The sequence below is a fragment of the Vibrio sp. dhg genome (assembly GCF_003443775.1).
Classification (GTDB): Bacteria; Pseudomonadota; Gammaproteobacteria; order Enterobacterales; family Vibrionaceae; genus Vibrio; species Vibrio natriegens.
Genome location: NZ_CP028944.1, coordinates 1,335,190 through 1,358,490 on the forward strand (window position 1 = coordinate 1,335,190; position 23,301 = coordinate 1,358,490).

The 23,301-nt window shown below is 45.4% G+C and carries 16 protein-coding genes; 7 read left to right on the top strand and 9 right to left on the bottom strand.

Annotated features, from left to right (window positions below; genetic code table 11):
* Positions 1 to 36: 36 nt before the first annotated feature.
* The 3 genes from DBX26_RS21695 to DBX26_RS21705 all read right to left on the bottom strand — a co-directional run bounded on the left by DBX26_RS21695 (position 37) and on the right by DBX26_RS21705 (position 3,586).
* Positions 37 to 1,248, bottom strand: coding sequence for a multidrug effflux MFS transporter (locus DBX26_RS21695; protein WP_020333488.1), 1,212 nt, complete (start codon positions 1,246 to 1,248; stop codon positions 37 to 39).
* Complete coding sequence (locus tag DBX26_RS21700; RefSeq protein WP_118120865.1) at positions 1,245 to 1,889, bottom strand: recombinase family protein; 645 nt, start codon at positions 1,887 to 1,889, stop codon at positions 1,245 to 1,247. Before DBX26_RS21700 ends, DBX26_RS21695 begins: the two co-directional genes overlap by 4 nt.
* A 257-nt stretch (positions 1,890 to 2,146) precedes the next feature.
* Positions 2,147 to 3,586, bottom strand: coding sequence for a sucrose-specific PTS transporter subunit IIBC (locus DBX26_RS21705; protein WP_118120866.1), 1,440 nt, complete (start codon positions 3,584 to 3,586; stop codon positions 2,147 to 2,149).
* Between the two features lie 387 nt (positions 3,587 to 3,973).
* Here DBX26_RS21705 and DBX26_RS21710 point away from each other — a divergent pair, with 387 nt between their 5' ends.
* Complete coding sequence (locus tag DBX26_RS21710; protein ID WP_020333486.1) at positions 3,974 to 4,960, top strand: LacI family DNA-binding transcriptional regulator; 987 nt, start codon at positions 3,974 to 3,976, stop codon at positions 4,958 to 4,960.
* Between the two features lie 102 nt (positions 4,961 to 5,062).
* Here DBX26_RS21710 and glgX read toward each other — a convergent pair whose 3' ends face one another.
* Positions 5,063 to 7,045, bottom strand: a complete 1,983-nt coding sequence (glgX, locus tag DBX26_RS21715) for a glycogen debranching protein GlgX (protein WP_014235002.1) — start codon at positions 7,043 to 7,045, stop codon at positions 5,063 to 5,065.
* Between the two features lie 456 nt (positions 7,046 to 7,501).
* Between glgX and DBX26_RS21720 the strand changes: the two genes are divergently transcribed.
* The 4 genes from DBX26_RS21720 to DBX26_RS21735 all read left to right on the top strand — a co-directional run bounded on the left by DBX26_RS21720 (position 7,502) and on the right by DBX26_RS21735 (position 12,179).
* The gene (locus tag DBX26_RS21720; RefSeq protein WP_014235001.1) at positions 7,502 to 8,779 is read left to right on the top strand and encodes a maltoporin; all 1,278 of its coding nucleotides are present in this window, start codon (positions 7,502 to 7,504) and stop codon (positions 8,777 to 8,779) included.
* A 101-nt stretch (positions 8,780 to 8,880) separates the two neighbouring features.
* Entirely contained in the window at positions 8,881 to 9,690 is an 810-nt protein-coding gene (locus DBX26_RS21725) for a MalM family protein (RefSeq protein WP_014235000.1), read from the top strand.
* 298 nt (positions 9,691 to 9,988) lie between these two features.
* Complete coding sequence (locus DBX26_RS21730) at positions 9,989 to 10,495, top strand: glycosidase (RefSeq protein ID WP_118120867.1); 507 nt, start codon at positions 9,989 to 9,991, stop codon at positions 10,493 to 10,495.
* 58 nt (positions 10,496 to 10,553) lie between these two features.
* Positions 10,554 to 12,179, top strand: a complete 1,626-nt coding sequence (locus DBX26_RS21735; RefSeq protein WP_118120868.1) for an alpha-amylase family glycosyl hydrolase — start codon at positions 10,554 to 10,556, stop codon at positions 12,177 to 12,179.
* A 177-nt stretch (positions 12,180 to 12,356) separates the two neighbouring features.
* On the opposite strand, the gene pulA is transcribed toward DBX26_RS21735, so the two are convergent.
* The gene (gene pulA, locus DBX26_RS21740; protein WP_118120869.1) at positions 12,357 to 16,337 is read right to left on the bottom strand and encodes a pullulanase-type alpha-1,6-glucosidase; all 3,981 of its coding nucleotides are present in this window, start codon (positions 16,335 to 16,337) and stop codon (positions 12,357 to 12,359) included.
* A 542-nt stretch (positions 16,338 to 16,879) separates the two neighbouring features.
* Here pulA and DBX26_RS21745 point away from each other — a divergent pair.
* Together DBX26_RS21745 and pdxY are read left to right on the top strand one after the other, a co-directional pair.
* A complete protein-coding gene (locus DBX26_RS21745; RefSeq protein WP_118120870.1) occupies positions 16,880 to 18,073 on the top strand; it encodes a tetratricopeptide repeat protein in 1,194 nt (397 codons plus the stop codon).
* Between the two features lie 233 nt (positions 18,074 to 18,306).
* The gene (gene pdxY, locus DBX26_RS21750; protein WP_118120871.1) at positions 18,307 to 19,176 is read left to right on the top strand and encodes a pyridoxal kinase PdxY; all 870 of its coding nucleotides are present in this window, start codon (positions 18,307 to 18,309) and stop codon (positions 19,174 to 19,176) included.
* Positions 19,177 to 19,246: 70 nt separating this feature from the next.
* Here pdxY and sstT read toward each other — a convergent pair whose 3' ends face one another.
* From sstT to DBX26_RS21770, 4 genes are all read right to left on the bottom strand, one after another.
* On the bottom strand, positions 19,247 to 20,467 hold the full coding sequence (gene sstT, locus DBX26_RS21755) for a serine/threonine transporter SstT (RefSeq protein ID WP_014234994.1): 1,221 nt from the start codon (positions 20,465 to 20,467) through the stop codon (positions 19,247 to 19,249).
* Positions 20,468 to 20,823: 356 nt separating this feature from the next.
* Complete coding sequence (gene rsgA, locus DBX26_RS21760) at positions 20,824 to 21,900, bottom strand: ribosome small subunit-dependent GTPase A (protein ID WP_118120872.1); 1,077 nt, start codon at positions 21,898 to 21,900, stop codon at positions 20,824 to 20,826.
* Positions 21,901 to 22,180: 280 nt separating this feature from the next.
* Complete coding sequence (locus DBX26_RS21765) at positions 22,181 to 22,483, bottom strand: glucose PTS transporter subunit EIIB (RefSeq protein WP_014234992.1); 303 nt, start codon at positions 22,481 to 22,483, stop codon at positions 22,181 to 22,183.
* Between the two features lie 197 nt (positions 22,484 to 22,680).
* Positions 22,681 to 23,298 carry an SCO family protein gene (locus DBX26_RS21770; protein ID WP_065298073.1) on the bottom strand — a complete coding sequence of 206 codons (618 nt, stop codon included), beginning with the start codon at positions 23,296 to 23,298 and terminating at the stop codon, positions 22,681 to 22,683.
* Positions 23,299 to 23,301: the final 3 nt, after the last annotated feature.

Sequence of the window (23,301 nt, forward strand, 5' to 3'; positions counted from 1 at the left end):
GCACTGTGACGCCCCTTTTCTTTGCCTATTCAGATATTAACTAGCCTGAGTTACTTCATCGGCTATGTGCTCTGTAGGTAGGGATGAACTGAATCCTCGCAGGATATTCATCAATGTAATTGCAGTAAACAGTGCGATGACCAGTGACAGGTGCCACGCCTCACTCAAACCGAACTGGACTAACGTCAAACTCACCAGAGAAGAAGCGATCATTTGGCCACCACCAGACATTGCTGCGGCCGTTCCTGCTTGTTCCTTATAAGGTTGCATGACCAAAGCCTGAGCACACGGCAAAGCAATACCGTTACCCAATATCATCAGTAGTTGCCCCAGCATCAAATACAACGGCTCTACCGGACAGAAGAACAACCATATCGCCGCACTGATATGCAACACCGGCGTACATAGCAGCATCTTTTTGTTGCCAATGATCGGGCGGGCGCGGTTACAAATGGTTGTTCCGCCCAGCATACCCAGAGCGGGAATAAGTGCCCACATCGCGTATTCATCGGAAGTCATACCGATTTGATCCTGCATAATAAACGGCATGACAGACACGGTTGTGATCATCAAACTGAAGTTAAGCCAACTTATGCTAGCAAAGCTCATGAAGTAACGTGAGGTGAGTAGATTTCGGTACTGGCGTAACATCGTCTTAGGTGACGGAATGGAAGAACGCTTTGAAATTGTCTCGGTGAAGCGAAATGCAATGATTACCCAGGCGATCGACACATAACCTAGCAACGAAATAAACACCATACTCCAGCCGAAATGGAAGTTGATAAAACCACCAATAACGGGTGCCATCAGAGGTGTGATAGAAGCTGCCATCGCAATATATGACATCGCGACCGGAAGTTCGCTACCGCTAAATCGATCACGGGTAGAAGCTCGGGCTAATACAGCGCAGCAGCCAGTACCTAATCCTTGCAGAAAACGCCCCATGACCATGCCAGTAAAAGTCTGGCTCATAAATATGATCATCAGTAGCCCTGACATGGCAATCAGCAGTCCGGTTAACAAGACTTTTTTTCTGCCTAAAGCATCGGATATGGGGCCATAGATAAACTGGGACGGGCCAAAACCAAGTAAGTAAATACTTACTAACAGCTGAGCTTGGTCGAGTGAAATCGAGAAGTCTTTTGCTATCCATGGCAAAGATGGCATCACCAATCCCATACTCAGCTGACCGACACTGATAATCAGGCAGGCGAGTAAAATGGAACGAAAGTTAATGGCATTCTTCATGATGATTCACCTTTTGAAAGACCAGATCTTCCGCGTGTTCTCATTCCGCCCTCATCGTCAAATTCATTCAGTTTGGCTTTAACGCGTTTTACTGTCGACAAGCTGACATCACACTGCTGGGCAACACTTTGTAGCGTATTACCTTCAAGCAGTAGCGTTGCGATTTGTTGATGCTTGGCTTTGTCTGCAGGGCGACCGCGAAATTTTTGTTTCCACCTATCTGGCTCACCTTTAATCGCACGTCGACCTTGCTCTGCGGCAAACAAGCGATGCTGGATTTGTACTTTTCCGTAACCAGACAGCAAAGTGGTCAAGGTCTTGGTTTCAACCGATCCTGGCTCGAAACAAAGTGGCTCGCACACCGTTTTCAGTGTCACGTTTTTATTTAGTAATAGCTCGATGGTATTGAGTGACTGACTGAAATCACGTCCAAAAGTCGTTAGCCACCAAATGATGATGGTATCGCCAGGTTTGAGGATTTCGAGTAATTGTTGGAATGACTCACGCTCGGTCGGTGGTATGCAGCCACGCGCTATGTCTTCAAAATGTTGCGCGTCAGGAGCCGCCGCTTTCAAAATTGATAGGTTCTCGCTGTAAGCACGATTTCGAGGCGAATAGCGAGAATAGAGGTAGGTTGTCATGATGGTTTGCCTCGTAAAGAAAATGGTTCATATAATGTAATGGTTCATAAATATACGATGGTTCATTAATACTTTCAACACCAAATGAACCAAAGAGAAGGAAATCAGCAGAAATAAAAAAAGCCAGTCAAAAAACTTTTGACTGGCTTGGTATTAAAACCTAATGGCAGGGGGGGCCGTATTTCATCTTATCTATCTCCTCATTTCTCTGGGGCGAGAAATGAGATAGGGCAGTGGTTAACTAAGAGACGAAACGTTTAAGCGGTTGCTTGCTTATTCTGTTTTGCCTTTTCACGCATGCCCAATACGACGGTCAGGGCAAATGCAGTGATGAAAGAGATAATCATGCCAATGATGTAGTAGCTTATTTTGTCTGGTGAGATAGAGATAATGCCAGGTAAGCCTGCTGCACCAAGTGCTTGCGCTTTCACGTTAAATAGGGTGATAAACGCACTCGCAACGGCTGAGCCTACGATTGCTGCTAAGAACGGGTAGCGAAGCTTCAGGTTCACACCGAACATTGCTGGCTCGGTAATACCCAATAACCCAGTGATACCAGATGGGACAGCGATGCCTTTCATTTTCGTATCGCGCGTTGTGAAACCTACCGCTAATGCAGCTGCGCCTTGAGCGACATTCGACATGGCAGCAATAGGGAAAATAAATGTACCGCCGGTGGTTGCGATGTCTGCCAATAGCTGAGTTTCAATTGCGATGAAGCTGTGGTGCATACCGGTAATAACAAACGGAGCGTAGATAAAGCCAAACAGAGCGCCACCAACAAAACCAGCCGAATCGTATAGCCAGTTCAGACCATCACCCAGCATAAAGCCAAGGTCACGAGTAAACGGACCGACCAAAGTGAACGTCACAAAGCCAGTAATAAAGATGGCCAGCATTGGGGTTAGCAAGTTATCCAATACGGAAGGGATAATTTTACGTAGGCCAAGTTCGACTTTTGCCAGAATAAACGCAGACACGAGTACTGGAAGTACTGAGCCTTGGTAGCCGACTTTTTGGATCTCCAAGCCCAGAATGTTCCAAGTTGGGACCGTGCCCGAAACCGATGCACTGCCGAAGCCCCAACCATTCAGTAAGTCTGGGTGAACCATCAGCATGCCTAGTGCAGCACCCAAGAATGGGTTACCACCAAATTTCTTCGAAGCAGAAAACGCCAATAAAACAGGTAAATAAACAAAAGGCGCGTTGGCGAATGTGTTGATCATGCTCGCTAGGTCTGCCAGGCCTGGGTACGCTTCGATGATCGACTGACCTTCAATAAACAAGCCTTGTGCGGTAAGCAGATTGAAAAGACCCATAAGCAGACCGCCGGCAACGATCGCGGGGATGATTGGAACAAAAATATCCGACAGTCCTTTCACTGCACGTTGAACGATATTTTGTTTCTGAGCACCTGCTGACGCGACGTCGTTGGTAGACATTTCGGCCAGGCCAGTCTGTTTCGCCATCTCGGCGTATACCTGATTTACAATGCCAGAGCCGAAAATAATTTGATACTGACCAGCAACTTTGAACTGACCTTTAACCCCGTCTAATTCGCCTATGGCTTTTTCATTGACTTTTTCTTCGTCTTTTAGCGCTAAGCGTAGACGCGTAGCGCAGTGAGCAAGGGCTTGTAGGTTATCTTTACCGCCTAAGTGCTCTAGTAATTGTTTTGCTATGACTGGATAGTTCATTGCACACCCCGATTGGTATTACTGAAATTTAAAATGTATTCAAGTGCTATCGCCAATATTACAGATTGATCATTGTTACCGAATCACCTGTTTTACCACTCGTTATCGAGGGGATGTTTGACTTTATAATACTCAAGCCCGCTTAAGTTTGTGGTCTGAGTACCTATCAGCACCTGATTTATCGTTTTTGTATTTTTGGGAACGTTTGCAAAATGGATTTTTGATGATTATTCACAAGCGGTCAAAACAAAAGACTGAAATGTGTGAGTGTGATCCCCATATTCGTCAACAAAATTCCGCTTAACGAGGGTAAAATCACGTTAATTGACTAGGGATACAGAGCGCTTTCTGCAAACAATCCCAATAAATAAGTGGAATAGGGGCAATATGGCAAGTTTGCACGACGTTGCGCGTTTGGCTGGTGTGTCGAAATCCACCGTATCTCGCGTGATAAACAACGAGTATGGGGTAAAAGAAGCCACCAAAGTGAAAGTACGTAAAGCGGTGGAAGAATGTGGTTACGTAGTGAATCAGGTTGCTAAGGATCTCAAATCTCAGAAGACAAACCTTATTGGCGTGATCGTACCGCGCGTGTCTTCTCACGCTATTTCTCAGGGTGTTGATGGGTTGACCGCTGTTATTGAACGGTCAGGAAAACACGTCTTGTTAGCCAATACACATCAGATTTATGAAAAAGAAGTTGAGTATATTCAGATCTTTAATCAAAAAAGGGTCGAAGGAATCATACTCTATGCAACGCACCTAGATGCGAAACTAGTGAAAGCCATTCAACAATCTAATGTACCTGTTGTTCTGGTGGGGCAAGATGGCTCTCTGCATAATGTACCAAGTGTTGTCCATGACGATGTACGTGTTGGTTTTGAAGCGGGTAACCGCTTGATTGCAGCAGGTTGTCAACATGTCGCTTTCATTGGTGTTCAGGGCGATGACATCGCGGTTGATGCACAGCGTTCGCAGGGACTTGAGCAGGCTTTAGCCTTTCATCAACAATCATTGCTCGTCCATGCCAGAGGCGACTTCACCATAGAGTCAGGCTATCAGCAAGCGCAAGAGTTGATCAGAACCTATCCAGAAGTCGATGGACTGTTTTGTGCGACTGACCGTATCGCCGTTGGTGCTGTTAAGGCACTGCGTGAAATGGGTATAAAGGTCGGTGAACAAGTACGTGTACTGGGTGTTGGTAATGATGAACTTTCGAGCATCAGTATTCCGAGTTTATCTACTTTCAACTATGCCTTTGATAAAGCGGGGGAAAATGCCGCGAAAATGTTGCTTGAACGTATTGAAGGCCGTGGTGAAGAGATGAGCAAAGTGGTGCTGACGTTCCAAAACATCGAACGTGAAACGTGCTAGATGGAAATACCCTTTTAGGGAACGTTCCCCTAAATTAAAAATAAAAAACCGATGCGAATTAAAGCATCGGTTTTTTTATTGTTATTTCATCCAAACAAACGCTTATTCTGCTGAAGGTTTAGCTTTCGAGTTCGGCTGGTAATGTAATATCACCATTGACGTCGGTGAAAGCAGTACTTCGCCTTCAGCGTGGCCTGGATTTAAGTTGCGTACATTGGTATCACAAATCGTTATCCAATTTTGCTTGCGATCATTTGGCAACTTAAAGCGCGCAGTCGCATTGGTTTGGTTGATTAAGTACACCAACTCTTGCCCGTCTTTGCCAATCCCAAGGTGAAGTGCCACAGAGCTAAGGCGGTTCCAGTCATCATGCTCCATTAAGTGGCCATCAGTTCTTCGCCAGAAAATACGATTGTTATTGCGGCTGTCACCACTGAATGAACGAATAAATGGCACCATGTATTTCTTACGATTGGCAACCATTTGCGACATCCAGACTTTGAAATGTTGCTTACGCTCTGTTTGGCTCCAGTTTAACCAACTGGTTTCGTTGTCCTGACAGTAGGCATTGTTATTACCTCCCTGTGTATGAGACAGCACATCAGCGGTTAGGATATGAGGAATGCCGAATGAAAACAACAAGCTCGCGATCAGATTACGTTTCTGCTTTTCGCGAGTCGCAATGATCATCAAGTTTTCCGTCTCACCTTCTACACCGTAGTTTTCTGAGCGGTTATCACCGTGTCCATCGCGGTTCTCTTCGCCGTTGGCTTCATTGTGCTTGTGTTTGTACGACACCAGGTCTTGCAGAGTGAAGCCATCATGGTAAGTGATGTAGTTGACGGTCAGTTTGTAAGGCCAGTTTGCAGCGCTATAGATATCTCGCGAACCCATCAGGCGAGTCGCGAATTCTTTCAAGTAGCCTTGATCGCCGCGCCAGAAGCTACGAGAGATGTCACGAAGCTTATCGTTACATTCATTCCAGCCAAACGGAAAGTTACCCACTTGGTAGCCGTTAGGGCCGATATCCCAAGGTTCTGCAATTAACTTGGTTTCACGAAGAATAGGATCTTGTGCCACCGCTTTGAAAAATGCCGCTTCAGGGTTGTAATTGTCTCCCTGACGGCCAAGTGTGGCGGCCAAATCAAAGCGGAAACCATCCACTTTGAACTCACTAACCCAGTAACGAAGCGTATCCATCACTAAGTTTAGAGCCGGTTGATAAGTGAGATCGACGGTATTGCCACAGCCAGTATAGTTCGCAAAGTGGGTGCCATGCTTAATGTAAAAACGTGAATCTAGGGCCTTGAGGTTGAAAATTGTTGGGCCTTCGCCGCCTTCAGCGGTGTGGTTATAGACCACATCAAGAATGACTTCGATCCCGTTTTTATGAAGCTCACGAATGGTTGTTTTTAGCTCTGTAACCGCGTCCTTTTTCGCATAGCGGGGATCGGGGGTCATGAACAGGTAGGGATTATAGCCCCAGTAGTTCGCTTTCTTCATTTCGAGTAAATGGGGCTCGTGCATACACGCGGCGACAGGTAGCAACTGCAACGTGTTAATGTTCTGCTGCTTATAGAAAGCCAACATCTCTGGTGTAGACAAACCGAGATAATGTCCTTTCTTGGCGGCATCAACTTTGGGGTGAAGTTGAGTGAGACCTTTTACGTGGGTCTCGAATAGCACCATTTCTTCTCTTGGGATTCGCGGGTGTTCCGTTTTCTGCCAGTCAAAGTCATCTTTGATAACCACACACTTTGGCATATCAAAGCTTTTCTTTGCAGAGTAAGGGGGTTGGTAATGGAGCGCCTTATCGATTGATTTCGCGTAAGGGTCCGAGATGAGCAGCGGTTCATCATTATGGGAGACAATGTAGCCGTACTTCTGACCAGCCTTAACTTTTGGAATAAAGGTGTGCCGTATACCAGCGTATTCGCCTGGTAGGTCGTGCAGCGTGTACTTGTCGTCGTCGGAAAACAACGCCAGTTTTATGTCTTTATTCTCGGGCGAGTGAATAGAGAAGTTACAGCCTTCTTTATTCAATGTTGCACCCAAGGGGTATGGGCGAGATCGAAATTGCGTCATCTGAGATTCTTTATTTAATAATTATTGCTACCTATAGGAAACTATAAGTTAAAAACTTTGTCTTACTAAGGTCAACAGCCTTAATTACAAAACAAGATAAAATATTCATGTAATTTAATTACTTTAAATATTCACTTTTGTGTTTAAAATTTGATCCTCCTATCATTTTGTACGAGTCCATAAATAAAAATACTTACGGACTACGCCCTATATCCGTGATATAGCTAGATGAAACGCCATACGGTATATTTTCTACGCCTTTCTCATCCCCCTTAATTTAGTTTAGGGCGGAGGAAGTCATCCTTGTACGCCTCGGGTAATCTCGATTCTGTTGAAACAAACGGGGACTTGTTCCCATCTTACCTCTCTTTCTCTAGGTGAAGTTAAACTGCCTTTTATTCATCTTTAGAGCGAGCAGGGAAGACAGAATTATAAATACCCTTAATGGAGTTAAGAATGAAAAAAGTAAGTGTAATTGCTGCAGCAGTGGCTGCTTCTTTAGCTGCTGGCTCTGCATTCGCAGTGGATTTTCATGGTTACATGCGTGCTGGTGTTGGCGTGAGTGGTGACGGTGGCCAACAAGTAACATTTGAAAAGAACAAAATTGGTCGTCTTGGTAACGAAGGCGATATCTACGGAGAAGTACAACTAGGCCAAGAAGTTTACAACAACAACGGTAAAACGTTCTACGTAGACTCTATGGTTGCAATGACTTCTAACGGCTCTAATGACTGGGAAAGTACTTCTACTAACTGTGGTCTAAACGACGCTGGCGACGCAGTTGAGTGTGTTGATGATGCACAGTTCGCTCTACGTCAGTTCAACGTTCAAGCAAAAGGCCTGCTAAACTTCGCTCCTGAAGCAACACTTTGGGCAGGTAAGCGCTTCTACCAACGTCACGACGTTCATATCTCTGACTTCTACTACTGGAACATCTCTGGCGCTGGCGCGGGTATCGAAGGTATCGAAGCTGGCCCTGGTAAACTATCTTTCGCATGGGTTCGTAACGACCGTTCAGACATCACTGATGAAGGTAACGACGGCGATGCAGCAAACGTTAACACGCTAGACCTTCGCTACGCAGGCCTTTCTCTATGGTCAAATGCGTCTCTAGAAATGGGTCTGGATTACGCAATCGTAAACGAAACTGAAGATGCGTCTAACAGCACTAAAGATGCGAAAAACGGCGTTATGGTTACTGCTGAGTTGACTCAAGGTCTAGACTCTGGCTTTAACAAAACAGTATTCCAATACGGTACTGAAGGTTACTCTAAAGCATTCGCATTCTACGGCGATGGTAGCTGGTACGGTGCAGAAGCTAACGACGGTGCAGACGGCTACCGTATCATCAACTGGGGTGTAATTGGCCTAGGCGACAACTGGGAACTTGGTCACCAGTTAGTGTACGGTGTTGGTAACGACATGTGGGATGGTCAAGACAAGTGGGAAACATTCTCTGTAGTTGCTCGCCCAATGTTCAAATGGGATGAAAACAACAAGACTATCTTCGAAGCGGGTTACGCAATCGACGATAACGATGGTTTCGAAAGCACTTACGGTAAGATGACTGTTGCTCAAGCTTGGTCTGCTGGCTCTAGCTTCTGGGCACGTCCAGAAATCCGTCTATACGCTACTTACCTAACAGCTGACGACGACAACGATACGCAAAAATTTGACGGCGGTCGTTCAGACGATACATTCCAATTTGGTGTACAAGCTGAAGCTTGGTGGTAATCATCTAGCCACTAAGTCCTAAATTGTCCTAGAATGATACAGCCAGAACCTATCTGGCTGTATTTATTTCAAAAACAATAAAAAAGTCGAGGTAGACAGTAATGAGAAAATGGCTTGCTCCCGTACTGCTGGGCATGTTGGCGTCTGGCTGTGCGTCTGTAGAACAAGTAGAGATGACTTCTAATGACCAGCAACAGGTGATCACCCAGTCTGGTGATATTCAATGGGTACCGCTTGATGTACCTGTGGTTACTGATTTTGCTTTGACTGATAAAAGCCAAATGCTACTGGATGGTAACAGTGCAGGCGCTATCGCCGCATTTGCACTTCCGGGAAACCGTGGCAGTCTCGATTTACAACTAGAGACATTCGTTAGCACTGACCTTCAATTTTACGCACCAAATGTAATCGTGGTTAATGCGGACGGAAAAACCGTTTATTCAGCAGATTTTTCAAAGTTTGAGTACGTACCTGCAAAAATGTTGGATAACGACAAATTCGTACTCGATCTCAATGTTATTCCTGACATGAGTGGTAATGACCTTCATGTGTTGATTTACACCACTTCCGAAGATTTGAAAGGAAGTACTCAGATTCTGCATCCGGCGAAAGCCTATGCTAAAGCGCGTCATACTCAGCCGCCAGATATTGCGGATCCATTTGCAAAGCACAGCCCTCTTGGCCAGTTCCGTCTATCGGTAACTGCAAATGATATCGTTACGACTAAGATTGTTGCGAAAAACGATAATATTCCAGAAGGTGCGGAATTAACCGGTTACTACCATCGTGCAATTGAAAGAGCAGTAGCCGAAGACAATATTCCTAAAGCCTTAACCTTGCTCGATGAAGCGAAAGAGTTAGGTATAGAAGGCGCACAAGATGTATTTGTTAAAGCGGTAAATAGCAAATAATCGAATAAAAAAGGCCAGTGCAAGGCTGGCCTTTTAAATAATAAATTAACGTTTGAATATTTACCCCTACATACAGTTACCTCATTCACATATTTATTTTTATCCTTTTGTTTTTAATACTAATTAGAGTAATAATTAAACAATATTCCTAACCTGAATTTATGCTCGGGGGAATATACCTATCCAAGTAAATAAGCTCAGCAGGATAAAGTTTTATTACCTCATGCATGAGGGAATCTCAATATTAAACTTTCTCTGATCTAACGAGCTTTACTAATTAAAAAGGAATGACGTGAATATGAAGATGATGAAGACTTCTCTTGCTGCTGCCTTACTTGTTGCTTTAGTTGGTTGTCAATCTACCTCTGAGTCTGAAACGGCTGCGCAGCCTGTTATGAATATGTCTGATGGGGAAGCGATTGCATTCATGCAGGCTTGTGATAACCCAGATAGTGCAGACAAAGGACCAATTAAGAAACCGTTATTTGTCGTTGGTACATTTGCAGATTCTGACTGGAAACATGTGCCTCAGCGCCAATATAATTACAAAGGAAATAATATCTACCAAGCTGTGACTCAAGAAAAATCAGGCTCATTTAAAATGCAGTATGCAACAGAGTTATGGTTCCCTCAGTTTACGGCTAAAGGTAATCGAATGAATGTTGGCGAATTAACGCCATTAACCTTTGGTGGTTACGGTACAGATACTTCAGTTGATATTAAAGAAGACGGGAAATATGTCTGGAGCCTTCAGTTTGAAGGGGAAGGTAAACCTCTTAATGTCATGGTAAATAAGTGCCAGTAATATTCTGTTAAGTTAGTTTAATTTTGATTTTTATTTAATTAGCCCCTGCATGTGAAAAATGCTGGGGCTATTTTTTGGGAGATTATACGTGAATAAACGACTATATCGATCTTTACTGGCCTTAGCCGTAACAGGCGCTCTTTCGGGCTGCAATTCATCTGATGGTGATAACGGAGCAACTTTACCCGAAGTCAGTAACTATGCTTGCCAGACAAATGTATTGGAGCAAAGTAATCAGCTTCGGACTTATCAGATCATGGTTGAAAGCTTTGTCGATGGCGATACGAGTATTGGTTATTCCACGGGATATGGCACCAGTCATCACAATGGTGACCTGCAAGGTATTATTGATTCACTGGACTACATCCAAAGCTTGGGGATGAATGCAATTTGGCTAACGCCAATTTTTGAGTCTGAAGCCATTGATGGGCAAGATGACTGGGCTGATCGTCTGGATGCCACGGGGTACTATGCGACGGATTACTTTACTATAGATCCACACTTTGGTGATTTAGAAACCGCAAGAACGCTGGTGGAAGAAGCACACAGACGAGGCTTGTATGTCTTTTTTGATGGTGTGTTTGGTCACCATAAAGCGGGGTTAATTAAACCTTCTCCATCCGGCTTGCTACCATCTGGATCAAATAACCCTGTTGATTATCCACAGAGCCTTGAATTTTATAAAGAAGTGGCGACTTATTGGATCAACGAGCTCAAGATAGACGGATGGCGTTTAGATCAGGCTTATCAGGTACCGACCGACGCCTGGACACAACTGCGTAAAGCAGTGGATCAAGCCTCGCAAAACGTGACATACACCAACAGTGACGGTGAACAGGTGAACCCTCTTGGCTACATGGTGGCGGAAATCTGGAAAGGGGAATCAGAGATAGCAGATGAAGCCTATGGCACAGAAAGTGATCCTGCCTTGTGTTCCGCTTTTGATTTCCCGATGCGTTACCGCATTGTCGAAACGTTAGCCGTAAACGAAAGTGGTGTAGGCGGCAGAGGGGCAGACTGGCTGGATAATGGTTACCTTACGCATCAACAGTACCCAAGTCATGCACAACCTAACTTAATGATAGGCAATCACGATTTAGTGCGCTTTGGTGATCTATTGCAACGGGGTGGGATTGCAGATGTGAACGATGCAGAATATTGGTTACGCCATAAAGCGGCATTTGCTTTCCAGGCAGCTTACTCGGGACCGATCACTTTATATTATGGAGACGAAATTGGCGAACAAGTCGATGGTTTTGCTGCAAAAGAAGACATCAATACTTGTGCTTTGGCGGGATTATGTGATGACCACGTTGCCAGAAGCAGCGCGAAAATTGAAGGGATTACCGCAACTTTAGATGCTAATCAGGCTGATCTTAAAAGTTATGTTCAATCTCTGATGACAATTCGTGCTGCGCACCCTGCGTTATATGTAGGTTCACGCGCTAACCTGTTGTCGAGTAACGGCAGCTATGTCGACTTAAAGACAGCTGGTACCGATCAGGTATTGTTTGCGTTGAACACGCTAGAAAGTGCAAAAAACGTAATACTGAGTGAGGAATCGGTAGGGAGTAATAGTGCTCTGGTGGATCTGTTTACCAACGAGACCATTACGTCAAGCAATGGCCAGTATCTAATCCCGATGTCGCCGTTACAAGCTCGATTCTTTACCGTCTCTGAATAAAATTTCTGGACGCTTTTCTCTGAAGCCAAGTGCGATTGCCTATCTGAAAAGGCACCCTTGGCTTTTTAATTGACTGCTCACGTGGGAATCCCAGCCAAATAAACAATGGGTAATATGGACTTATAAAAACACAAAAAAAGGGGAAGCATGGCTTCCCCTTTTTGTATCGTAAATGACTTAGTTTTGCGTCACTGTCACGATTGGTGCTGTTGTATCAGCGGCATTGAAGTGGAAGTTATAGCTTCCGTCGGCTGGTACCGTGATACTGATGTTACCGCCACCAGACTCCATCGTTAATGGTGTACCGAATTCAATTGCGCCCTGACCGCCAAAGTTAGTGGCGTCAGCCCAATCTGAACTTGCGATCTTCATTTCGAACGAGCCCGCAGTCAGGTTGATGTCTAATGAGTAAACATCGTTTGCGACATAGCTGAACTTCGCGCTTTCAATCGCAGCCCAGTTAGCGTCTGTCACATCACCGCGTAGGTAAAGTGCAGTTTCGCCAAACGTTGGTGCGTCTGCTGATTTTGTTACCGAAACAACTGGTTTTTCTACGCTGTCATCTTGAACGTTAAGTGCATTAAGGATGAAGGTGTATTTACCTGTTTCAGTCACAGTCAGTGCACAGTTGTCACCTGTTCCCAAGTCAAGGGAATCACTTGCCTGATCCGCTGCGCTACAACCAATATTTGGGTTCGACCAACCAGTGTCTGCAAATTTGAACTCATGGTCACCAGCTTCCAGTACACCTGTTACAGAGTACATACCGTTACCAATGAAGGTCATTGCCCAGTCTGAGCTGTCTGCCCAACCGTTCATTGTTCCTTTCACGTAAACAACCGTTTCACCGTAAGGAGGGATGCTTGAAACGTCTTTGTTTGACGTATTCACAGGCAGACCCGCACCTTGCGCGCCAGCTTGAGGCTGTACAAAGACTGCCGTCGTCAGCGCTGGTACAGTGAAGGTTTCTCCAGAGAAGCTTGCTCCTTGAACAACAGTATCCGCAGAGTTTTGCTGCACGGTATGAAGTTCAAAGCCGCTTGCGCCAGCGATGGTAAACGATTGTGCCTCAGATGATGAGTTAACTACTGCGACAATTGCGTCGTTGTTTGGATCCAGATCCTGACCTGCAGAGACACCGTCATCAATCGACATAACAATCAGACCAGCAACTTGATCTTGCCCAACGTTACGGAAGTCGACACGATTCATCACTTCTTGAGCGGTATCCAGACGGAACAGTTCACTTGAACTACGGATTTTAAGTAGCTCGAGGAATTGCTGCTTGGTTAGCTCAATGTCAGTTGTATCAGGCTTCGCTGTGCTGTCACTGATGATCGTTTTGATAAGATCCCAGTTATCGCCATCTTTGTCTTCACGAGGCAGACCTACGTTCCAGTTGTTGTCGCTACCGTCAAAGAAAACACGGTTGAACCAGTCGCCAGAATCGTAAGAGTCGCGCTGCATTGATTTTGAACGAAGGAGTTCAGAGCCCATGTGAATGAACGGAATACCTTGTCCTAGCATCACGGTTGAAAGTGATACGCTTTGCATACGAGCACGATTCGCCGAGCTGATGCCTGTCGCAATCTTGTACGCGTTGTTATCCCAAAGTGTTTGGTTATCGTGCTTAGAAACGTAAGAGATGTTCTCTGAAGGCATCTTAGTATAGCCAGCAGGCGCACCGTTGTAGTCTACGTTCCTACCAAGCTTGGTTTCACCGGTGTAATCGACAAGGATGTAATCTGCCAAGTTACCTGCCATACCCAGACGAACGATATCTTGGTTGTGCAGACGACCATTTACTGCGTCAGTATCTGTTTTGGTTTCTTCGTTTGCGTATGCCGCGTTACCAAAACCCTGATTGTAACGAAGTGAGTGTTTACCATCTGAATCGACACCACCATCAAATGGACCACCACCACGAACTGCATCACGTAGGCGATCTGAGAAGGTACCGATCTCTGTACCAGCCATGTTTAGCTGAGTCGCTTGATCGAAGCGTGCGTCGTTAGCCACCTCACCAAAGTCCCAACCTTCGCCGTAGAATAGTGTGTTCGGGTCAATCTCACGGATTTGCTCTAAAGCGTAAACCATTACATCTTTTGGCTGGTGACCCATCAAGTCAAAACGGAAGCCGTCAACTTTGTAGTCTTTTGCCCAAACCTTCAGTGAGTCAACCATCAGTTTACCCATCATCAGGTTTTCAGTTGCGGTGTTGTCACAACAGGTAGAGTTTTCTACGCCACCAGTATTCACGTTTAGACGGTGGTAGTATCCCGGAACGATCTTATCCAGAACAGATTTGTCATTGATGCCAGATGCGTTGGTATGGTTGTAAACCACGTCCATCACCAACTTAAGTTCCATCTTATGCGTTGCCTGAACCATCTCACGGAATTCCAGAATACGCTGTGTTCCATTCGGGTTCGTTGCGTAGCTGCCTTCCGGTACAGTGTAATGGAATGGGTCGTAACCCCAGTTGAAGCTGTCTAGCATACGCAGATCGTTCATCAGCTTCTGTGCAGACCCAGATGCAGGATCGTAACCGTTCAGAACATCTTCAATGATTTTCGCGTCATCTTCTGATTCACAGACAGAAGCGTCAGGTTTAATGCCACATAGTTTGCCAACGGTATCGTTGATGTCGACGCGGTTGTCTACATTCTCATCGACGGTAGCGATATCAAATGCAGGTAGAATGTGTAGCGTTGTTAAACCTGCATCTTTCAGCGCTTGTAGGTGAGAAACAGACTCACGTTCAGGCTCTGTTAGCGCTAAGTATTTGCCGTTATATGCTGGTGTGCCTTGGCTGTCATTGAAACTGAAATCACGCAAATGTGATTCGTACAATACGTGATCTTCGTCTTTTTCAACGGTTGGACGGTCGTAATTGTTCCAGTCTTGTGGCATTAAGCTAGCGTCGTTCAGATCGACAACTTGTGAGTAAAGAGAGTTTAGCGACAAGCTTAATGAGTATGGGTCAGTGACCATACGCGTTTCCACAACACCTGTGGTTGGATGGTAAACCTTCACCTGATAGCGGTAGAACTTGTTTACTACGTTACTTTGTGGCTCGGAAATCCAAATACCCGTTACGCTGTCTTCCGTCATTGTAACGGTTGATTCTTCTTGCAGATTCTCATCGTAGATAATCAGAGAAACGTCTTGAGCCGTTGGAGCCCATAACTTGAAGGTTGCAGCGCCGCCTTCAACAATCGCGCCCAGTTCCTGACCGATCGCGTTACCTGCATCGGCATCAGCGAATACCGCATCCAGTACGCCTGGTTTTTGCACTTCAGTTGCAGAAATGACATCACCATCAGCGTTGTAAGCCACCATTACGATTTGTGATTTCAGAATCGTACGCAGTGTAGCGTCATCCACATCGATACCAGCAGCTTGCAGGCTAGATAGGTGACGGAAGCGAGATTTCAGCTCGTCAGACAAATCACCTGCTTTGCTTAGCTCTACCGCCGTGCCACCGGTAATCTGTTTGTCTTCATCCATTTGGATGTCGTTAGTCAGGCTGTAGTAAAGCTTCATTGAGTCAGCATTTGCTGCCGCTTCCCAAGCAATAGTGTTTGCATCTAACCAATGTGCTTTCTGGCCATCAACGTCAACTGGTCGCTCTTCGATTGGTTCGTAGAACAGTTCGCTACTGCCGTGGAAGCCAAATACCCCTTTAGATTCGCCTATCTTCGTCAGCTCAACTTTCGAGTTTGCACTGCCGAAAGCTTTGTCATCACCATTGTGTAAGATGAAGTTCATACATTCGTATGGGTCAGCGGCGTCAGGATCGACTTTAAGTACGTAGTAGGCACCGTAGGTTTCGCTGATACCGTCATATTCGCGAGGCGATGCCCAATCAGTACCACCGCTTGTAATGCCCATGGCATCTAAATCAGTACTGGTACAGCCTTCGCCGTTCCATAGGTGCAGACCCCAGCCCTCGTAGCCGCTTGCTGAAGATGCTGAGGCAACATCACGTTTATAGTAAACAACAACTTCATTCTCTCCCGCAGGGTACAGTCCTGCACTCGGGCTGGTGGTATTGTCGTCGGTGCTGTCACTACCACAACCGCTGATCACCGCGACGGAGATCAAAGGCAGTACGGTTTTGGCAATTATTGATAATTTAAATGTTTTTTTGTCCACGTTTACAAATCCATTTTTATTGAATTGATATAAAGAACGCGTCAGTTCTTCGGCTCAAAGAACGGAAGAACCATACGTCCTATCTGGTGCAAATGCCGAAAGGAAATGTTCAAAGAAATGCTAATACACTGACTCATCAGCAAAATGTGAGAACGGACTGTTTAGTTTTTTACAAATGAAAATTTTCTTACACAGTGGATTTGGTTCACAAATTAACTAATAAAACGGACGCATAGTGAGAGGAGTGACACACACTCAAAATGTTAATTTTGATAGGAGTAGGAAGGGGGGATGATAGGGGAGGAGAATGTCTCAGCCCCAAAAGCGTGACTACCTTCTATAAAAAACCAACTAATAATTTTCGATAAAAAATAAGTTAAGGCGTCTGAGTTTTAATCACGTCATTCTTTACTTCTCAACTTCAGATTTTCATCGGGTAGCCGATATAAAGTCCAAGTGCTGAAACTATTCAGACAAAAGCAATTTAAGGGTTTCCCTATGGGGGAACGTCAATTTATATCATGGAGAACAAGAGGCGGTTTATGAGTAGCATGGGTATTGCCATTGCGGCAACTGGCCTTTCACTTGTCCTGATATTTGTGTGGATGATCTCGCTGTCGATGCGAAAACAACGTCTGGAAGTAGAGCGGCAGGCTCGTGAGGCGGCATATCGCAAGGCAATGAAAAAAGCTCGTGAGCAAGAGCTTAAAGAGCGGGAATTTAAGGCTGAAACCGGGCACATACCGACGATTTTATTTCTGGCGAAAGAAGCGGAAAGAAACAATATCAAGCAGGCTTTGTATTGGTACGATAAAGCGGCGAAGCTAGACAACATCAGTGGCATGTACGGCATTGTTCGCATGAGTGAGCGTATCCGTGAAGATGTGGTTCTAAAAGAGCAGGCAAACTTTTGGCGCACCGCGATCGCTGGCGTAGAAGGTGATCTGGAAGCGAAATTTATCACCGGAAAAGCGCTGGTTTTTGGCCGAGGTGTGGAACAAAACGTCGCCAAAGGACATGAACTGATCGAAGAAGCGGCCGACGAGGGTTGTGTCGATGCGATGCTGTATATGGGTGAGTGGCAGTTATCCCCGGAAAATACGTCGGGTCACAGTGCCGACGCACTTTATTGGTTTATGAAGGCAGCAGAGAAAGACAGTATCGCTGGAAAAATTCAGGTAGGACTGTGTTACACCAAAGGTATTGGTACTGAAAAAAGCATGCTGAAAGGCCGTTATTGGCTGGAAAGTGCTGCAGAGCTCGGCAGTGCAGAAGCCATGTATTATGCAGGAGAAGCTTGGAAAGATTCGAGCAAAACTGGCAACGCTATTGCCTACATTTGGTTGTTTCTCTCTGCAAGCATGGGGTTCGAAGCAGCTCGAATTTTACGGGATAAAGTCGCGGGTAATATCGGTGTTGATGTGGTGGTGGGCTTACAGGTGATTGCCAAACCGCTGCAAAGAATGCTGGCATCCGGGGTGGTAAAAAAGCACTCTATCATTCGTGCGTTAAACAAGGTTTATAAACGTGAGGCGTACTTCCCTAATGAAGATGAATTAAAAGATGTCATCGCTGATGAGCCTAATCCAGAGCAAGACCAGTCAATCGAAGGATACACGACCAACTCTCGTCATGCGTCAATAACAGATGAGGTGGATACAACACCAAAATCTTCATTCTCCTCTCAGCCTTCCAAAGCTGCGCTCGATTTTACCCAGAACTTCCTCCAGCCGTAATGATTGAATAAGCCTCACACTTGAGGCTTTTACTTTAACAGCCTGCAAACTCTTATTTATACAACACGGTTAAGCCGGCACAAGGTTCTGAAGGCCAAATACGGGCATCGGTAAGGGATGGTTAAGAATTGAGTTAAACAATCTTTGCTAGTCGGATACACTAGCGGCTTCGCAAAACTGGCGCTTGCCGCAGTCTTTGAACTATCGATAACAAAAATAAAAGGACAGGTACAATGCAGGGTATCCTCTCTATACAATCACACGTTTCTTTTGGTCATGCCGGTAACAGCAGCGCTGTCTTTCCGATGCAGCGTATGGGTTTTGAAGTGTGGCCTATTCATACCGTGCAGTTTTCCAATCACACCCAATATGCAGAGGGTTGGACAGGTCGAGCGTTCTCAGCCGATGACATCAGTGAGCTTGTTCGTGGTTTAGGTAACATTGGCGCTCTGGAAAAATGCCAGGCTGTATTGACTGGTTACCAAGGAAGTGCAGAACAGTGCCTCGCAGTGGAACAGACGGTCACTCAAGTTAAGCATAAGAATCCAGACGCAATTTATGTATGTGACCCAGTGATGGGCGCGCCTGATAAAGGCTGTATCGTTGCTCCGGGGATTGCTGAAAACCTTTTAACGCGTCTGATGCCAATGGCAGATGTTATCGTGCCAAATCAGTTCGAACTCAGCCAGTTTGCAGAAATGGAAATTCATACGTTGGAAGAGGCTATTACCGCCTGCCAGCGAGCGCTAGCGAAAGGCCCGAAAGTAGTATTGGTCAAACACCTTTACTGTCTGGATAACGGCAGCTTCAACATGCTACTGGCTACCCAAGATGGTATTTATCTGGCAAAACGCCCACATTTTGAATTTGCCAAACAACCTGTTGGCGTGGGTGATCTTATCTCAGCGATTTTTACTGCTGGGCTACTCAAGGGTTGGAGCCCGAAACAGGCTTTCCAGCACTGTCATGATGCATGTTATGGCGTACTGAGCGCAACTTTCCATGCTGGCGAGTGGGAATTACAAACAATCGCCGCTCAGCAAGAGTTTATCGAGCCAGCTAAACATTTCCCAATTGAAGAAGTGGCCTTAGCCACTGTGTAATCGAAGTTGATATAAAAAATGGGGAGCCAATCGGCTCCCCATTTTATTTGTCTATTAAATCGTAATTCGATTATTGCTGTTCTTTTTGGTGCTCTGAACGGCAAACTGCGGCAGTGAAGACAACGTCTGTAGAACTGTTTAGAGCAGTTTCCGCTGAGTCTTGAATAACGCCGATGATAAAGCCAACCGCTACCACCTGCATTGCTACGTCATTCGAGATACCGAATAGGCCACAAGCAAGAGGGATAAGTAGTAGAGAACCACCTGCAACACCAGAAGCGCCACATGCAGATACCGCTGCGACGATACTCAGAAGCAATGCAGTCAATAGGTCAATTTCAATACCCATAGTATGAACTGCAGCCAACGTTAGTGTTGTGATAGTGATAGCAGCACCCGCCATGTTGATGGTTGCGCCTAGAGGGATAGAAACTGAGTAAGTGTCTTCATCCAGTTTTAGCTTCTCACACAACGCCATGTTCACAGGGATGTTTGCCGCACTTGAACGAGTGAAGAATGCCGTTACACCACTTTCACGCAGACATTGGAAAACCAATGGGTATGGGTTTTGTTTGGTTTTGAAGTAAACGATCGCTGGGTTTACTACCAATGCGATGATAAACATTGCACCTAACAGTACTGCTAGCAGGTGAGCGTAGCTCGCTAGCGCGCTGAAACCTGTTGTTGCGAACGTTGAAGCTACCAAGCCGAAGATACCAAATGGCGCCAGACGAATAATAAAGCGTACGATGTGAGACACACTGTGGCTTAGATCTTCGAAAACCGCTTTAGTAGTAGCTGAAGCGTGATGCAGCGCCAGACCAAGACCAACACCCCAAGCAAGAATACCGATGTAGTTTGCTTCTACTAGAGCGTTTACTGGGTTATCTACCACTTTAAATAGTAGTGTGTGTAGAACTTCTGCAATACCTTGTGGTGGGGTAGCACCCTCAGCGCCGGTTACAAGCGTTAAAGTGGTTGGGAAAAGGAAGCTTAGAACCACGGCAGATAGCGCTGCGAAGAATGTGCCCAGTAGGTAAAGCACAACGATCGGACGCATATAAGTGTGTTGGTTTTTCTTTTGGTTTGCGATAGACGCAGCAACCAAAATAAATACTAGGATTGGAGCAATCGCTTTAAGCGCTCCAACAAAAAGGCTACCAATCATTCCAGCACTTTGAGCGTGACTTGGTGAAACTGTTGCAAGTAAAACACCAAAGACAATACCGACAAGGATCTGGAGAACGAGGTTACCACGAGCATATCGGGCAACGAGGCTGTTATGTTGCATACATCATTCCTGCAATGTTATGCCTAAGTGATTGAATAATAACTACACATTACACGGCGATAATGCCCTTATTAAATAAGGGGTGAGCATTGCTTCTGGTCACTAAGACACATGATTATCAATTATCCTGTTTTTATATAGTCAGTCATTCTCTGACTGAACCGCCCATATCTTAACTTGGTAATATTTTGTGTCTAGTTTTAGTTTGTTTTTGGATTAAATGTTTGCTGAATGTTATTAAATTAAGTTGTTTGTGTTGCAATAATTTGGTGGTTATGAATGATGCTTTTTAACAAAGTTATTAAAAAGGAGACAAATGTCTCCTTAAATTGAATTGACCGACGAAAGTCAAAGCGTTAGTAATCTTGATAGCGTTTACGCTTCTCACTCATCGTATTGCGAACCATTTTTCCAAACTGTCTGTTTCTAGCTCTTTGCTCGGCTAGAGTCGCTCCGTTATTTCTTTGTTCCCTCAATAGCTTTTGGTAGTTTTTTAAGCGACGTTGTTCCAATGTCCCATTTTCGATGGCGGCTTGAACGGCGCAGCCCGGTTCTGAATCGTGGTGACAATCGCCAAAGCGACAATGTTCAGCTAGCTGGGTGATGTCAGAAAATGTTTCACTGACCCCTGCTTCGCAATCTGCCAACTGAAGTTCACGCATTCCAGGGGTATCAATTAAAATACCACCAGATGGCAAAAGGTGTATTGAGCGAGACGTTGTGGTGTGTCGGCCTTTACTGTCATCTTCACGGATATGACTGGTTGCTTGCTCCTCCTGCCCAAGCAATGCATTCACGAGCGTCGATTTGCCAACGCCAGACGATCCAATAAACGCGACTGTTTGCCCTTCATGACACCAGTTCATTAGCTTAGCAACACTGTCAGGGTCTAAACCGTTTACTGCCTCGATAGATAAAAAGTGATCCAATTTCTGTACTTGGCTTGTTATCTCATCATGGTTATCGCATAGGTCCTTTTTAGTCAGAACGATGACCGGTTCTACCATGGCTTCATGTGCTAGCGCCAAATACCTTTCAATACGGCTTAAGTTGAAGTCATCATTCAGTGAACAAACAATAAATACCGTATCAACGTTCGCGGCGATAAGTTGCTCTGCCACTTTGTCACCTGCCGCTTTACGACTGAACAGGCTGCGTCGTTCAAGTAAGCGAACAAACTGTTGGTTCTGATCTAAGACGACCCAGTCACCAACCGTCATACTGGGTAACGATGAGTGAGCATTGAGATGGATGTTACCGTCCTCGCTGGCCAATAAGTAGCCACTGCGATGATGTGCAATCACTCGTGCAAATTGCGTGTTTTCATAATCGTCTAAAGTCAGCTGCTGCTGAAAGAACGGTTTCCAACCTAAACGCTTGAGTGGGTTGCTGGTTGAAGTCAGTGTTGCAAATAAAGTGTGTGTTTTATTCATTGTTGAATTATCCCAGACGCAACAAAGCGCCTTAATACAAATTGCATTAGGGTCTAATTCGGATAGATTTGACCCCGGAGAAAACCGGGCAGAGAAGGGAGGTTGTGGCTAAGCCACCAATTGAACTTTTGGACGTTTACCCTTGCGATGCCCAGTATGTGTTTTGCATTACAATCATTTTGTGTCCTCTTTAGTTGGTTGATAATTGGGTTCGTTAATAAGACGGGGAGAGTATAGCCGCTCTCATTCGTTTGCGGTAGAGAAACTCATGCTGGCAGAGCTAACTTTGGCTGCTCATTCGCTCTTCCATTATCTGTGAATAGCTATTTGCCTTCAGCCCGTAGATGATTTGGATATGTTTATCATCTAAAACCACTACGCCGTGAGCGCCATGTTGTTTCAACGCTTTTTGATCAACGACTGCCGTTGATTTCAGAGTCAACCTCAAACGTGTGGCGCAAGCGCCTGTTTCAACGACATTCTCGATACCACCAATTGCGGCAATAATCGTGTCGACATCCTGATCCATATTTGGATTTACCTGAGTCAGGAATTTTAAAAGACGTTTGAAACCTTTAAGCATGTTGTTGTCTACCTCTGGAACTTGGAGACTAATGTATAGCGTAAATGCACCTATACATTTGAGGGGTATAGCACAGAATTATATTTTGAAACAAATAGCCAGTAAGAATAGAGCGAGATAAATGAGGCTCCCATTGAGGAGCCTCTATCGCTTAATCGTTGCAGTGTTGCGTCGTTACCAGGAGTTCTGTGACTTGACTAGCTTTTCGTCGACGTATCGTTTGAGGTGAGTTGTGAGATTGCCTCGACGATCGGTGCGGGCGTCAGCGTGTGAGGAACTTTGGTGATCAAGGTTCCGTCAGGTTTCAAGAAGTAGAAGTAGGAGCTGTGGTCTAGTGTGTATTTCAGCTCAGAGCCTTCTAATTCTGTTTTGCGGAAAATAACGCCATAGCTGTGTGCCAGCGGAGTCGTGATGTCTAGCGGCGCAGATAGCCCCTCAATCATAGGATGGAAGTAGTGTGCGTATTTTGCCGATGCATCCGCTTCATCGCGCTCAGGATCGAGAGAGATAAACATTGGGCGTAGCTGGGCCTTTTGTGATTCGTCAATTTGGTTGAGTGCGCCTGCTAGCATGGCCAGCGAGGTTGGACAAACGTCAGGACAGCGTGTGAAACCGAAGTAAACAATACGAATACGAGGGTCATTAACGTCGAAAATGTTAACTGGCTGGTCATTTTCGCCAAATAACACCGTCTGCTCTGACTTAGCTGGCTCAGTTTGTTCGGTTGGGATCGCTTCTTGGCTGTCCAAATAGCTTTTAGCGCCAAATCCGAGTACGAAAGCGACCACGAGAAATAGGGACCAGTTGCGGCTCATAAT

Excerpts from the sequence above, each read along its gene's own strand:
- DBX26_RS21695 (WP_020333488.1), bottom strand. The coding sequence starts at position 1,248 with ATGAAGAATGCCATTAACTTTCGTTCCATTTTACTCGCCTGCCTGATT.
- DBX26_RS21735 (WP_118120868.1), top strand. The coding sequence starts at position 10,554 with ATGCTGGGGCTATTTTTTGGGAGATTATACGTGAATAAACGACTATAT.
- DBX26_RS21720 (WP_014235001.1), top strand. The coding sequence starts at position 7,502 with ATGAAAAAAGTAAGTGTAATTGCTGCAGCAGTGGCTGCTTCTTTAGCT.
- DBX26_RS21710 (WP_020333486.1), top strand. The coding sequence starts at position 3,974 with ATGGCAAGTTTGCACGACGTTGCGCGTTTGGCTGGTGTGTCGAAATCC.
- DBX26_RS21730 (WP_118120867.1), top strand. The coding sequence starts at position 9,989 with ATGAAGATGATGAAGACTTCTCTTGCTGCTGCCTTACTTGTTGCTTTA.
- sstT (WP_014234994.1), bottom strand. The coding sequence starts at position 20,467 with ATGCAACATAACAGCCTCGTTGCCCGATATGCTCGTGGTAACCTCGTT.
- pdxY (WP_118120871.1), top strand. The coding sequence starts at position 18,307 with ATGCAGGGTATCCTCTCTATACAATCACACGTTTCTTTTGGTCATGCC.
- glgX (WP_014235002.1), bottom strand. The coding sequence starts at position 7,045 with ATGACGCAATTTCGATCTCGCCCATACCCCTTGGGTGCAACATTGAAT.
- DBX26_RS21770 (WP_065298073.1), bottom strand. The coding sequence starts at position 23,298 with ATGAGCCGCAACTGGTCCCTATTTCTCGTGGTCGCTTTCGTACTCGGA.
- DBX26_RS21725 (WP_014235000.1), top strand. The coding sequence starts at position 8,881 with ATGAGAAAATGGCTTGCTCCCGTACTGCTGGGCATGTTGGCGTCTGGC.
- DBX26_RS21700 (WP_118120865.1), bottom strand. The coding sequence starts at position 1,889 with ATGACAACCTACCTCTATTCTCGCTATTCGCCTCGAAATCGTGCTTAC.
- DBX26_RS21705 (WP_118120866.1), bottom strand. The coding sequence starts at position 3,586 with ATGAACTATCCAGTCATAGCAAAACAATTACTAGAGCACTTAGGCGGT.
- DBX26_RS21765 (WP_014234992.1), bottom strand. The coding sequence starts at position 22,483 with ATGCTTAAAGGTTTCAAACGTCTTTTAAAATTCCTGACTCAGGTAAAT.
- rsgA (WP_118120872.1), bottom strand. The coding sequence starts at position 21,900 with ATGAATAAAACACACACTTTATTTGCAACACTGACTTCAACCAGCAAC.
- DBX26_RS21745 (WP_118120870.1), top strand. The coding sequence starts at position 16,880 with ATGAGTAGCATGGGTATTGCCATTGCGGCAACTGGCCTTTCACTTGTC.